At 47.4% G+C, this 13,649-nt stretch carries 14 protein-coding genes; 1 reads left to right on the top strand and 13 read right to left on the bottom strand.

The genetic code is table 11. The features are described 5' to 3' along the window. The first annotated feature begins 10 nt into the window (after positions 1-10). A complete protein-coding gene (ilvB, locus tag HGO97_RS13060; protein ID WP_216242354.1) occupies positions 11-1,741 on the top strand; it encodes a biosynthetic-type acetolactate synthase large subunit in 1,731 nt (576 codons plus the stop codon). On the opposite strand, the gene HGO97_RS13055 is transcribed toward ilvB, so the two are convergent. From HGO97_RS13055 to HGO97_RS12995, 13 genes are all read right to left on the bottom strand, one after another. Continuing rightward, on the bottom strand, positions 1,738-2,052 hold the full coding sequence (locus HGO97_RS13055; protein ID WP_216242352.1) for a hypothetical protein: 315 nt from the start codon (positions 2,050-2,052) through the stop codon (positions 1,738-1,740). The two genes, ilvB and HGO97_RS13055, sit on opposite strands and share 4 nt — an antisense overlap. Positions 2,053-2,130: 78 nt before the next feature. Then, the gene (gene hisIE / locus HGO97_RS13050) at positions 2,131-3,414 is read right to left on the bottom strand and encodes a bifunctional phosphoribosyl-AMP cyclohydrolase/phosphoribosyl-ATP diphosphatase HisIE (RefSeq protein WP_216242350.1); all 1,284 of its coding nucleotides are present in this window, start codon (positions 3,412-3,414) and stop codon (positions 2,131-2,133) included. A 14-nt stretch (positions 3,415-3,428) separates the two neighbouring features. Continuing rightward, the gene (gene hisB, locus HGO97_RS13045; protein ID WP_216242348.1) at positions 3,429-4,019 is read right to left on the bottom strand and encodes an imidazoleglycerol-phosphate dehydratase HisB; all 591 of its coding nucleotides are present in this window, start codon (positions 4,017-4,019) and stop codon (positions 3,429-3,431) included. Positions 4,020-4,056: 37 nt separating this feature from the next. Next, a complete protein-coding gene (gene hisD / locus HGO97_RS13040) occupies positions 4,057-5,355 on the bottom strand; it encodes a histidinol dehydrogenase (RefSeq protein ID WP_216242346.1) in 1,299 nt (432 codons plus the stop codon). Beyond that, positions 5,355-6,002, bottom strand: coding sequence for an ATP phosphoribosyltransferase (hisG, locus tag HGO97_RS13035; protein ID WP_216242344.1), 648 nt, complete (start codon positions 6,000-6,002; stop codon positions 5,355-5,357). Before hisG ends, hisD begins: the two co-directional genes overlap by 1 nt. A 12-nt stretch (positions 6,003-6,014) precedes the next feature. After that, a complete protein-coding gene (gene hisZ, locus HGO97_RS13030) occupies positions 6,015-7,265 on the bottom strand; it encodes an ATP phosphoribosyltransferase regulatory subunit (RefSeq protein WP_216242588.1) in 1,251 nt (416 codons plus the stop codon). Positions 7,266-7,341: 76 nt separating this feature from the next. Continuing rightward, on the bottom strand, positions 7,342-7,875 hold the full coding sequence (locus HGO97_RS13025) for a Holliday junction resolvase RecU (protein ID WP_216242342.1): 534 nt from the start codon (positions 7,873-7,875) through the stop codon (positions 7,342-7,344). 1 nt (position 7,876) lies between these two features. Then, positions 7,877-8,860 carry an RluA family pseudouridine synthase gene (locus tag HGO97_RS13020; protein WP_216242340.1) on the bottom strand — a complete coding sequence of 328 codons (984 nt, stop codon included), beginning with the start codon at positions 8,858-8,860 and terminating at the stop codon, positions 7,877-7,879. Positions 8,861-8,882: 22 nt separating this feature from the next. Further along, positions 8,883-9,461: a hypothetical protein gene (locus HGO97_RS13015; protein ID WP_216242337.1), complete on the bottom strand. Its 579-nt coding sequence runs from the start codon at positions 9,459-9,461 to the stop codon at positions 8,883-8,885. Between the two features lie 33 nt (positions 9,462-9,494). Continuing rightward, positions 9,495-10,259: an SDR family NAD(P)-dependent oxidoreductase gene (locus HGO97_RS13010; RefSeq protein WP_216242335.1), complete on the bottom strand. Its 765-nt coding sequence runs from the start codon at positions 10,257-10,259 to the stop codon at positions 9,495-9,497. Between the two features lie 18 nt (positions 10,260-10,277). After that, positions 10,278-12,188, bottom strand: coding sequence for a YgiQ family radical SAM protein (locus HGO97_RS13005; RefSeq protein ID WP_216242331.1), 1,911 nt, complete (start codon positions 12,186-12,188; stop codon positions 10,278-10,280). 9 nt (positions 12,189-12,197) lie between these two features. Then, positions 12,198-12,935: an HAD family hydrolase gene (locus tag HGO97_RS13000; RefSeq protein ID WP_216242329.1), complete on the bottom strand. Its 738-nt coding sequence runs from the start codon at positions 12,933-12,935 to the stop codon at positions 12,198-12,200. After that, the gene (locus HGO97_RS12995; RefSeq protein ID WP_216242327.1) at positions 12,929-13,636 is read right to left on the bottom strand and encodes a pseudouridine synthase; all 708 of its coding nucleotides are present in this window, start codon (positions 13,634-13,636) and stop codon (positions 12,929-12,931) included. The genes HGO97_RS13000 and HGO97_RS12995 overlap by 7 nt, the downstream gene beginning before the upstream one ends. Between the last annotated feature and the right edge of the window lie 13 nt (positions 13,637-13,649).

The following is a 13,649-nucleotide window of genomic DNA, read 5'->3' as shown; positions in this document are numbered from 1 at the left end:
GGAGGAAATTATGAAAATGAGTGGTGCAGAGCTTTTCGTAAAGGCTCTTAAGGAGGAACATGTCGATACACTATTCGCTTATCCAGGCGGACAGGCAATTGATCTTTTTGATGCTCTATATGGTGAGGAAGCAATCAACGTCATCCTGCCCCGGCATGAACAGGGATTAGTCCACGCCGCTGACGGCTATGCCCGTTCTACAGGAAAGACTGGTGTCTGTCTGGTCACCAGTGGCCCTGGGGCAACAAACCTGGTCACAGGAATTGCAACTGCCAATTATGACAGTGTCCCTCTTGTCTGTTTTACGGGTCAAGTACCGACTGCATTAATTGGAAAGGATGCTTTTCAGGAGGTGGACATTGTAGGTATCACCTCCAGTATCTGCAAATATGCGGTTACAGTCCGTGACCGGAACGATTTGGGCAGAATCATAAAAAATGCCTTTCATATTGCCCGCTCTGGCAAACCAGGAGTGGTGGTCATTGATCTTCCAAAGGATATTCAAAGAGCATATGGAGATGATGTTTATGTAGCGGCAGGTCGCAGAACTTATATACCATCCCCTTCTCTCTGTATGGAACAGATTCAGAAGGCTGTGAAAACCTTAATGCAAGCGCAAAGACCTGTTTTTCTTATTGGAGGCGGGATCAATATCTGCCATGCACAAAAGGAAATGCTCACCTTGGCAGAAAAAACCGGGATACCTGTCATTACCACGATCATGGGCAAAGGTGCAATCCCCAGCACACACAGCCTTTATGTCGGAAATCTTGGCATCCATGGTTCCTATGCTGCTAATACAGCCATCAGTCAATGCGATGTCCTCTTCTCCATCGGCACGCGATTTAATGACCGTATTACAGGGAAAACGGAGCAATTTGCCTCCCAGGCCACGGTAATCCACATTGATATTGAGCCTGCTTCTATCTCACGGAATATTGCTGCGGATATTCCCATTGTTGCAGATGCAAAGGAGGCCCTGCCTGTCATCATTGAAATGGTACATCCCCTTGCTATCGGTGAATGGATTGAAAAAATACGAAAAATGCAGGAGCAATATCCGATTTCCATGAAAACCCAGGGACTTACTCCTGAGAAAATCATGAAACAGATCAACCAGATTTTTGATGATGCTATTATTACAACAGATGTCGGACAGAACCAGCTATGGGCAACCCAATTTCTAAATCTTGATGGGAGCAGACAGAAGCTTCTGCTGACCTCCGGCGGTCTGGGCACAATGGGGTATGGCCTGCCTGCCGCCATCGGTGCCAAAATTGGAAATCCGCAGAAGGATGTGCTTGTCATTTCCGGCGATGGAGGAATACAGATGAATATCCAAGAACTGGCGACCGCGATTGTCTACGAACTGCCCGTCACGATCTGTATTTTGAATAATGGATATCTGGGAAATGTACGCCAGTGGCAGGAAATGTTTTTTTACAGGCGCTATTCCAGTACCTGTATGCGCTTCCGCAAGAGCTGCTCCCTCGATTGTAACAGACCTAACAAAAGCTGTCCTGAATATACTCCCGACTTTATCAGGCTGGCTAAAAGCTATGGGGCCAAAGGAATCCGGGTTACAGATGAATCGCAGATCAAGGCAGCCCTCACCACCGCTAAAAATACGCCGACGGTTCCCACCGTTATCGAATTCATCATTGACAGAGAAGCAAACGTCCTGCCGATCGTCCCGCCTGGAAATGCAATTGAAGATATGGTCATGGAAGACAATCTCTAAAGGCTCTTCCAGACCGCTTCTATATCTTTCATATCCATCTGCTTCTCAATCTGGTTCACGATCTGGTCACTGCTTACGTTCGCCACATTGATTTTTCCATAATCTACCCAGACATAGCAGATAAAGCATAGGATTCCAAGGGACAGCCGGAAGAAAAAACTTCCCTTTGACTGCTGTGTAGTTCCATCCTCATAAAGGTCATGATAAATATTGCCATACCTAGGATGGACTGCCGGGATGAAAGAATCCTCATTATATAACTTCTTTGTCTGGCGCAAGAGTTCACGGCGCCGGGCTTCTGAATCGTTCATACGATGTACCTCCTTTGGTTCTAAAAAGGGCATATGATACGCTTAACATATCATATGCCCTTTTAGGGTTCGCTAGAACTATCGATCCGCCAGTTCGTTCGTGATATCTTCCCATGTAATTCCACGTTCTACCATCAGCACCATGGCATGATACAAGAAATCTGACATCTCATATTTAATTTCTTCCGGGTTCGGATTCTTTGCGGCAATGACAATCTCTGTCGCCTCTTCTCCGACCTTCTTAAGAATCTTATCGATTCCCTTATCAAACAGATAATTCGTGTAAGAGCCCTCCTTTGGATTCTGTTTCCGGTCCATAATGGTCGCATATACGGACTCAAATACCTGGAGTGGGTTCTTCGCATCATAATCGCTTCCTACAATCGGCTGGAAAAAGCAGGTATGGTTTCCTGTGTGGCAGGCCGCACCCACCTGCTCTACCTTTGCAAGAAGAGTATCTTTATCGCAGTCAATGGTCAATGTCTTCACGTACTGGAAGTGCCCGGAAGTCTCTCCCTTGACCCACTGCTCTTTCCTGCTCCTGCTATAATAAGTCATCCTGCCGGACTTCACTGTATGTTCAAATGCTTCCTCATTCATATAAGCCATCATCAGAACTTCATTGGTCTTGTAATCCTGTACGATGACCGGAAGGAGTCCGTCTGAATTCAGCTTGAACTCTGAGAAATCCATCATACTTTCAAAAGAGGTCATCTTAATTCCTTCTGCCGTACAGATATCCTTAAAATAATTGAAATCCATATCCTTCTGACTGATGAACATACCGGAAACGCCCTTTACTCCATCACATTTCAGGATCTTCAATATCTCCTCCTGCTCCATGGTGTCTGTGACTACAACACAAGGAATCTGCGTCACATTCATAACAGAATTCAGATCCAGTCTATGCATGAAAATAATCTCAGTACTGTACTCTTCAATCAAATGCTGCTGCTTGAACAGCGCATCAAAATCATTGAGTGATACTGCAATCCGCTCTTTTCCAAAACGCTTGGACACTTCCTCGATCAGCTCAATGGACAAATGCTTGGAAAAATTCAGCATGGCCCTCTTTGCACCAGCATACAGGATCTTTTTGACATCCTCCTGTCTGCGGATATTACCACCGGCTACCATCGGGATGCTGATGACCCGGTTGATTTTCTTCATCAGGTCAATTGCCTCCTCATGCTCCTCATCGGAGTTGGACAGATCAAAGATGATCAATTCATCTGCCCCCATCTCCCCATATTGTTTTGCGAGGGTAACTACATCCTCCGCAATGACTTCTCTATCATCAAACCATTTTACAGCTTTCCCTCCATCGATCAGAATGCAGGGAGTCAATCTCTTATAGCTCATTTATCATCTCTCCTTTAAAGGCTGCCCTTCGTGGACCACACCTCTTTCATTCTCGGCTCCTCCATTGTCGCCATATCCAGTGCTTTTCCAAATGCCTTAAACAATGCCTCCGCCATATGGTGGTTGTTTCCTTCCTCCATAATCTTTAAATGAAGGTTCATTGCTGCGCTGTAAGACACGGCATAGAAGAATTCTCTGATCATCTCCGTATCCAGGCCGCCAAGACGTTCAACCGTAAAAGGAGCACTGTACTTTAGATACGGCCTTCCGGAAAGGTCTATGGCACTCAATGCCAGCGTCTCATCCATCGGGAGCATGAAATAACCGTATCTCTTGATTCCGGCCTTATCCCCCAATGCATTGGCGATTGCCTGACCGAGTACGATACCCGTATCCTCGACTGTATGATGGCAGTCTACATCCAGGTCCCCTTTTACTTTTACTTCCAGATCGAACAGCCCGTGTCTTGCAAAGCCATCCAGCATGTGATCAAAAAAGGCGATTCCTGTATCAATCTGATTCTTTCCTCTTCCATCCAGATTGATGGTCAGAGTAATCTCTGTTTCCTTCGTCTTCCGCATACAACTGCCTGTTCTGTCCATCATACATACCTCCTGTCTTTTGTCACTCTAACTACCTGTTCTATTCTGCCTTCTCAAACCGAACTTTGATCGAATTGGCATGGGCGGTCAATTGTTCCGCCTCTGCAAATCTCTCAATGTCCTGATGCACTGCCTCAAGTGCTTCTTTTGAATAAGCAATGATACTGGATTTCTTAATAAAATCATCCACAGATAATGGGGAGAAAAACTTCGCCGTCCCATTGGTCGGAAGGACGTGATTCGGTCCCGCAAAATAGTCGCCCAACGGTTCACTGGAATATTCTCCGATAAAAATAGCGCCCGCATTGCGAATCTTCATCATGACCTCATAAGGGTCTTTTGTTACAATCTCCAAATGTTCAGAAGCAATCTCATTCGCCGCATCAATCGCATCCTCCATCGTCTCTGCGACCAGGATATGTCCATAATTATCCAGAGACTTCTGGATAATCTCTCCTCTGGAGAGCTCCTTTACAAATGCATCGACCTGCTCAGATACTTTCTTAGCCAGCTCCTCGCTCGTCGTGACAAGAATGGCTGACGCCAGCTCATCATGCTCTGCCTGGGAAAGAAGGTCGGCTGCAACGAATCTAGGATTGGCCGTCTCATCGGCTAATACAAGAATTTCACTCGGCCCTGCTATGGAGTCAATGCTGACATGGCCATACACCGCCTTCTTGGCAAGGGCAACATAGATATTGCCTGGTCCTACGATCTTATCCACCTTCGGGATGCTCTGCGTACCATAAGCCAGAGCCGCGATTGCCTGCGCCCCGCCTACTTTATAGACTGCTGTCGCCCCGGCCTCTTTTGCGGCAACCAGTGTGGTCGGATTGACCTTCCCGTCTTTCCCTGGCGGAGTCGTCATGATAATCTCTTCCACCCCGGCCACTTTCGCAGGCATAATATTCATTAATACAGAGGATGGATAGACCGCCTTGCCTCCCGGCACATAAACACCGACCCGCTTAAGAGCCGTCACCTTCTGTCCCAGGAGCGTTCCGTCCGGCTTGCTGTCAAACCAACTGTACTGCATCTGTTTTGCATGATATGCCTCAATATTCTTTAAAGATTTCCGAATAATCTCCAACAGGGAATCCTCGACCTGCGCATAGGCCTCCTGAATCTCCTCCTGTGTTACAAGAATCGTGTCTGCATCCACCTTTGCCCCATCGAACTTCTCTGTATAGGCAAATACGGCCGCATCCCCTTTTTCCTTGACTTCATCCAGAATCCCACGGACGCTCGCCTCATACTGCCCATAGTTATTCGGGCTGCGCTTCAAAAGATCATCCAGAAGATTCTTTTTTGTACTTTCATCCAACTTCTCTATCCGCATTATTCTTCCTCCTGTAGTAATTTTCTCAGGTTCATGATCAATTCCCTGATTCTGTCATTCTCCATCCGCATACTTACCGGATTGACGATCATACGCGCAGAGAGCGGGCAGACCTCCTCCAATACGACCAGCCCATTTTCCTTAAGGGTAGAGCCGGTCTCCACGATGTCTACGATGACCTCGGAGAGTCCCACGATCGGAGCCAGCTCTATGGAGCCGTTCATCTTAATGATCTCTACAGTCTGATGCTTCTTATTATAAAAATAATCCTTCGCGATGTTCGGATATTTGGTCGCTACACGAATCAACTCATGGTGCCTTAACAGTTCTGCCGCATCCTCATGGCCGCAGACACACATCCGGCACTTCCCGAAGCCTAAGTCCAGGACTTCATGCACCTTGCGTCCTTCCTCGACGATCGTATCTTTTCCGACCACACCAATATCTGCTGCGCCATATTCTACATAAGTCGGCACATCCGGTCCTTTTGCCAGGAAAAATTTCAGCTTCAGTTCCTCATTTACAAAAATCAGTTTCCGGGAATTCTTATCCTTCATTTCCTCACAGGTAATTCCCAATTTTTCCAACATCTCCAATGTCTTGCTAGCCAGACGCCCTTTTGTCAGGGCAAATGTTAAATATCTCATACTCTGCATCCTCTATTTTCTCTTTCCAGCATTGATCAGCTTTTCTTCCCCTGTCCTTAGGTTGACCATCTCGATCGTTAAGTCCTCCTTGAGATACAGCATGCTCACGGCCTGAGTCCGCTTTCCGTACTCCAGATAGGAAGCCTTCTCGTCTTCTTCGCCGCGTTTATGCATCTCTACACATTTTCCTTTCCCACGGAAATTCTTTGCCAGGGAGATGGCCCATTTCTGGGTCGCTTCTGTATATACGATCAGGTGGGTATGAGTGACCTCCACCGCAATTTTCTGACGGCTCAGGGCATTCATCAGCTCATCCACGATAATTGCGAATCCGATAGAAGGGGTATTCTTTCCGAATTTCTCCAGAAGCTGATTGTAGCGTCCTCCACGTACGATTGCATCTCCTGTTCCATATGTATAAGCACGGAAAATAACTCCCGTATAATATCCATAGCTTCCGCTCATGCTCAAATCGAAACTGATATGGTCCTCCACCCCGTAAAGCGTGAGCAGCTCATGCATCTGTTTTAAATGGGTGATCGCCAACTTAGCACTGATCGTAGGAGCTGCCTCCAAGGCCTGATCCAGGATTTCCACCCCGCCCATCAATTCTGGTAACACCTGGAACGCCGCTTTGATGTGGTCCTCCACCTCCTGGTTGTCCAGTATTTCTTCCACACCAAAATAGTTCCGATTGGTAATCAGATGGTGGACCTCTGCCTTGCTCTCATCATCCAGTCCTGCAGCATCCATCAGGCTCTGTATAAAGTCTACATGTCCGATATTGACCTGAAATTCTTCCAGGCCGACTCGTTTGAGCCCGTCCACGACCATGGCGAGCATCTCCACATCCGCCTCCAGGGAATCCTCGCCGATCAACTCGGCCCCCATCTGCGTGTTCTCCTTGAGGCGTCCCTGATAACTGGAATGGTTGATGAAGGTATTGCCTACATAACATAACCGAATCGGAAAATCTTCTCCCTCAAAGAGGGTCGCCGCTGCTCTGGCCACAGAAGGTGTAATATCCGGGCGCAGTGCCAGGGTATTCCCTTCTCTGTCAAAAAATTTATAAAGCTCCCTGGAAGAAATCGTTCCGATCTCTTTTCTAAATACGTCAAAATATTCGAAAGTCGGTGTCTGGATGTCCTGATAGCCATAGCCGTGCAGCACATCCAAGAGCTTCTCCTGGGTCACGAGTTTCTTTTTGCATTCTGTATTGTAAATATCCCTGACTCCCTCAGGTGTATGTAATTTCTGTTCCATCATTCACTGCCCTTTCACTTTATCGTGCTAATACGTTAAATTCCTTTGTAAATTATACGCAGTTTCTCTCCCATTGTCAATCCCTGGCGTCCAAATCCTTCTGGATATAATCCAGATAGGGAACAAAACAGTTATTTTTCAGCTTCATAAAATAGGCCGGATCCAGCTCTTCATAGCGAAAACTCTTGCGTCCGCCCTCCAAAGCCCTGTCCCAAAATTTCTTAATTTCTTCAAAGCGCATGTAATATAATTCGTTATTGCTGCTGTAGTAAATGATCAGGAAGGAGATTCCCCCCTGCTTTTCAAACTTTTCCATAAAGACCATCTGGTGCTCATGGACATTCTGCAGCGGGAAGGTGTCCACACTGCATTCCTTTGCATCAAAACAGACCGGAATGCCCTGTACAGCACCGATATAGTCGACCGTACTGATCTTATCAAAATATGCCAGAGTGATGTGGCGCCGCTCCTTATCGATGCGGACCGGGGTAATGGGGGTCGGAATCTTCTGGATCAGTGCCAGCCCCATCTCCTCATACCGCTCATTCGTGCGGTTGATCAGGTCCTCTAAGGTCGAGCCTCTAAGCCCTCTGGAATTCCATGTTCCCATATTATAAAACTCCTTTATCCCTTGCGATTTTCTGGAATTCCTGCGGAAGCGCAGCCGTGAATTCCTTGTTGGACAGATTTGAAAGCGCCCCGTCCAGTGACGGAAAAACAAGCCTATATGCGTGCAGGAGCTGATGCTTTAACCCGTACGCCTCCCGATACCTAGCATTGACCCTTTTGTCTCCATACTTATGGTCTCCCACAATGGGATGTCCCACGGATGCCAGATGAGCACGAATCTGATGGGTCTTTCCTGTAATCAGATGTACCTCGATAAGAGTCACACCATCCCCGATCTTTTGCGGCCTGTATTCGGTCTCAATGGGGACACTTCCCGGCTCTTCCGTCTTAAGGATGCATACCTGATTTGTCTTCTCGTCCTTTTTCAGAAAGCCGCAGATTCGGGAAGACTCCTTTACCTGACCCTGCGTCAGGCATAAATAATATTTTCCTAATGTCCGGTCCTTGAAAAGACGGCTCAACTCCTGCAGACCTGCCAGACTCTTTCCTGCCGCAATCATACCGCTGGTATTCCGGTCCAGACGGTTACAGACGGAGGGCTTAAAGGTACGCATCTGTGCCTCTGTGAGCTGCCCCGATGACAACAGGTAAGAAATCAGGTGCTCTACCACAGACACATCCGTATCTGCCGCTTTCTGGGAAAGCATCCCGGCAGGTTTGTTGATCAGGAGAATATTGCTGTCCTCATAGATGATATCCAGCTTTTCTCCCTTCCCCTTATGTTCTACAGGCATCTTCACAGGGCTGCCTGAAAACTTTTCAATTGTCTCATCCGAAAGAAACAGCTTTACTTCATCCCCCGGATTCAATTTTTCATTTCCAGATGCTTTCTTTCCGTTGAGTGTGATATTTTTCTTGCGCAGCATCTTATAGAGAAAACTTTTCGGCGCCTCTCTCAGATACTTTGCGAGCAGCTTATCCAGCCGCTGTCCTGCTTCATTCGCATTGATGATGATCTGCTGCATAGATCTGATCCTTTCCCATAATTTACATAGAGATATTCAAGATGACTCGTGCCATCTTTTCCTCGAGATTTCTGGTGTCATTTTTTTCTACTGCGGCGATAGAATCAAGCCCCTCGGCTCTGGCAAGAAACGCAGTATAATTATTCAATATTTTCACGGAGGCATCCGGGAACTGGTTTTGATTCAGGATTCCCCGGATGTGAGCCGCCGCATATTTCAAATCTACCTTCTCACTGTCTGTGTAACCAAATATAGTATTGCCGGACAACACAATACAGTTGATCGGCATGACTTTCTCACGGCTTGTCACGATCATATCATAAATCACGGTAATGTGACTGGTCTTGCTTTGAATCTCCTCTGCCCGGATCGTCGCAATGGAGGGGTATGGGAACCGGGTAATTACGCCGACTAAGGCTTTGGACGCCGGGAGGCATCCGACCACCGCCACGATCGTCAGCAGATTTTTCTTTGAGTGCGTCTGGCTGTAGCCCAGGAAAAAGATTGCCGCTACCAGTGCAAAATAAATCACCGTTCGGATGATCTCCACTTTTTTCTTATATTCTAAAAACCCTGGATTCCCCTTCATTACCTTTTTCATGTCGTAATTCTCCTCAATTTTGTCTCTCGTTCTTTAGTGTTTATGAAAAATGAATTCTATGACCGCGCGATGCGGAAGAATCTTTGCTCCCAATCTGGCTGCCTTCATCACAGGTCCGTAGACGGAAACCTCTTTTTTCTTCCTGGTATCTAAAAGAGCTCTTTTTACGACCCTCTTCGGGTCCGCCATCACCGCATCCTTCCACATATTTGGAAGCCTGCCGGAGACATCAAAGAACTCCGTATCTACGGGACCCGGACAGACTGCTGTCACATAGATTCTCTGGCTTTTTAATTCCGCGCCAAGTGCCCTGGAAAAGCTTAGGACATAGGATTTTGTCGCCGCATAGACGGCAAAGGACGGCTGCGGGCAAAAAGCGGCTGCAGAGGCCAGATTGACGATACGCCCGCCGAACTTGATATAAGGCAGGCAAAGGAGTGTCATCCTCGTCAATGCCCGGCAGTTCAGGTCTATCATCTCGACCTGAGAATCCGGCTCCCTATATGCAATTTCCTTAACAGAGCCTGTTTTCCCAAATCCGGCTGCATTCACCAGCATCCGAATATCCGGTTTTTCTTCCTTTAAAGCCTGGTCAAGATCCTGATAGACCTGATCCTTTTGCAAATCTCCTTGGAAGATCCGGTAGGGCAGGACCCCATCCCCGCTCAATGATACCAGGCGTTCCCGTCTGCGGGCAATGACCCATATCTCATCTAGACCCTTGTAAAAATAAGGAATCTGGCGGGCAAATTCTCTCCCCATCCCTGCTGAAGCTCCGGTTACAATTGCAATCTTCATCCTTGATACCTTCCCTTCCTAAGACTTTCCTGACTTCTTTTTCTGAAGGCTGCGGATCGTCTTTTTTCTGCTTGTTTTCGGTCCTACATTCGTACCGGTCTGTTTTGGTCCTTTTTTCTTTGCCTCACTGGTAAAACGCCTCGGGCGAATCAGACACTTTTCCCCGAATCCCACAAGATCCATGCGCCCGGCTTTTTTCAGCGCTTCCATCACCAGATCATAATTGTCTGGATTCCGATACTGGATCAATGCCCTCTGCAATGCCTTTTCATGCGGATTCCTCGGCACATAGACCTTCTCCATTGTACGCGGGTCCAATCCTGTATAGTACATACAGGTGGAAATCGTGGACGGAGTCGGATAGAAATCCTGCACCTGCTCCGGCATGTATCCCAGGTCACGACAGTATTCTGCCAGTTGAACTGCCGCTTTCATGTCGGAACCTGGATGGGAGGACATCAGATACGGCACCAAATACTGCTCCCTGCCCAGTTTTTTATTCATCGCCTGGAACTGTCTTGTGAACTCTTCATAGACCCGGTTCGCAGGCTTTCCCATCTTACTTAAAACTTCATCCGCCACATGCTCCGGGGCGACCTTTAACTGCCCGCTGACATGATATTCACAGAGCTCCTTGAGAAATGTCTGCTTCTGATCTGCAAGCAGATAATCAAAACGGATTCCTGAACGGATGAATACTTTCTTCACTTTCGGTATCTTCCTCAGCTTTCGAAGCAGCTCCACATAATCCCTGTGGTCTGCATCCAAATTCTTACAGGGACGTGGATAGAGGCACTGCTTTTCTTTACAGACGCCATGTTCTAACTGCTTTTTACAGGAGGGATGTCGAAAGTTCGCCGTCGGGCCGCCCACATCATGAATATATCCTTTGAAATCCGCCTCCTTCGTCAGAAGCCTTGCCTCCTCAAGCAGTGATTCATGGCTGCGTGTCTGAATGATCCGGCCCTGATGAAAGGTCAGCGCACAGAAATTGCAGCCGCCAAAACAACCGCGGCAGCTAATCAGACTGAACTTGATCTCTGCGATTGCAGGAACTCCATCCGCTTTATAAGACGGATGATAGGTCCGCATATAAGGCAGCGCATAAATATCATCCATCTCTGTCTGGCTTAGAGGTCTGGATGGAGGATTCTGGACAACATACAGATGGTCTCCATACGGCTCTGCCAGCCGTTTTCCAGTAAACGGATCGGTATTTTGATATTGAGTATAGAAACTTTTTGCATAGACCTTCCGGTCCTTCTTAAGCTCCTCAAAAGAGGGGAGCACAAGTACATCATATACAGAATCCAGGCTTTTCGTCTTCACTACTGTTCCATCCAGATAGGTCAGGTCTTCCACCGCGATCCCGGAATCCAGTGCTTCTGCAATCTCCACGATGGAACGCTCTCCCATACCATAGGAGATGATATCTGCCCCGGAATCCAATAAAATCGAGCGCTTCAGCTTATCTGACCAGTAATCATAGTGGGCAAGTCTGCGCAGACTTGCCTCGATGCCTCCTAAAATAATCGGCGTATGCTTGTAAGTCTGACGAATCAGATTGCCATAGACCACCGCCGCATAATCGGGTCTTTTCCCCATCTCGCCGCCTGGTGTGTAAGCATCCTGCCGACGTTTTTTCTTTGACACAGAATAATGGTTCACCATGGAATCCATGTTGCCGGCAGACACAAGGAACCCTAGTCTTGGCTCGCCATATACCGCCACACTCTCTTTCTTCCGCCAGTCCGGCTGTGAGATGATTCCCACACGGAATCCATGTGCCTCAAGTACCCGGCTGATAATCGCGTGTCCAAAAGACGGATGGTCCACATACGCATCACCGATCACATAGACGAAATCCACCTGATCCCATCCGCGGTCAATCATATCCTGTTTACATAATGGTAAAAACCCGTTGTTCATCTTTTCTCCTTACCGTACGGCCTGCGCCGTTTTTCCTTCCATACCAATTGAATCTGCGCAACAATCACTGTGGTATCTCTTGCATATCTCATAAGTATGGTTCTTAATATCATAATAATCCCGGATGAAATAATCCGCTTTTCTTTTCTTCTCTGCTTCATCCGGCCTGGATAATTCATCATCCACTGCACAGACAGACATACCGGCATTCTTTCCTGCCTCGATGCCCTTTACCACGTCCTCAAAAACAAGGCAGTCTAAAGGATTCACCTTGAGGTCCTCTGCCACCTTCAGATAAACATCCGGTGCTGGTTTTCCAGCCGCCACCTCGCATGAAGTCCTGACAGCTGAAAAGTATTCCTCGATATGAAGTGCCTGTAAGACCGCATCCACCAATTCTCTTGCATTGCTGGTGGCAATCCCCAGCAGTATCCCGCGGGAACGCATCTCTTCTAAGAATTCGCCCGCTCCTGGCTTGAGAGGAACCCTTGTCGTATATAATTCCATCGTCATCTTGGTCCACTCTCTGCGCACATCATCGAGTGTACAGTCCAACGTCGGAAATGTGTCCAGAAAATATTGTGCGGTCTCTGTGTAGCTCATGCCTTCAATATCTTTATTGAAACTCTCCGGCGGGGTCAAATGGTACTTCTCCATATATTCCACATCCACAGCCGGCCAGATCCACATGGAATCTACCAGAGAGCCGTCCAAATCGAATATCACTGCTTTTTTATTCTCTAACATAACGTTTCAATCTCTTCCTTTGTCAATTCTCTGTATGCTCCACTCTCCAGACTTTCATCCAGAGAGAGACTTCCCATTCTAAGCCGCTTCAGATAAAGGACCTCTTTGCCAACTGCCTGGAACATCCGCTTTACCTGATGGAACTTTCCCTCCCGGATGTTAAGCTCTATCTCTGAGACCTCACCAGCCTTTAAGATACGAAGCTCTCCCGGCAGTGTATTCTTCTCTTCTCCGATGTCCAGTCCTTCTGCAAATGCGTTCACATCTGCCTCTGTCACCAGCCCTTTGATTTTTGCATAATACACCTTATCCACATGCTTTTTGGGTGACAAAAGCCTGTGGGCAAGAGCCCCGTCATTGGTAATCAAAAGCAGACCTTCCGTATCCTTGTCCAGCCTTCCCACCGGGAATAGGTCCTTTCGTTTTTTACTGTCAATCAGATCCACTACCGTTAAGTCCCGCTTATCTTCTGTGGCTGATACGACACCAGCCGGCTTGTTCAGCATATAATATTCATACTCTGTATAACAGACGGCCTGTCCCTGATAAACGACCTGGTCCGTCTGTGTATCGATCTTTGTCTCCGGCTTCTTCACAATCGTGTCATTGACACTGACCATGCCCTTTGTGACTGCCCTTTTCACTTCGCTCCGGGTCCCAAGCCCCATGTCAGCCAGATATTTATCTAATCTTAACTTCATCTTACTCTCCATA

The sequence above is a fragment of the Faecalicatena faecalis genome, assembly GCF_012524165.2.
Lineage (GTDB): Bacteria > Bacillota > Clostridia > Lachnospirales > Lachnospiraceae > Faecalicatena_A > Faecalicatena_A faecalis.
This window is presented reverse-complemented; position numbering and strand designations above follow the sequence as displayed.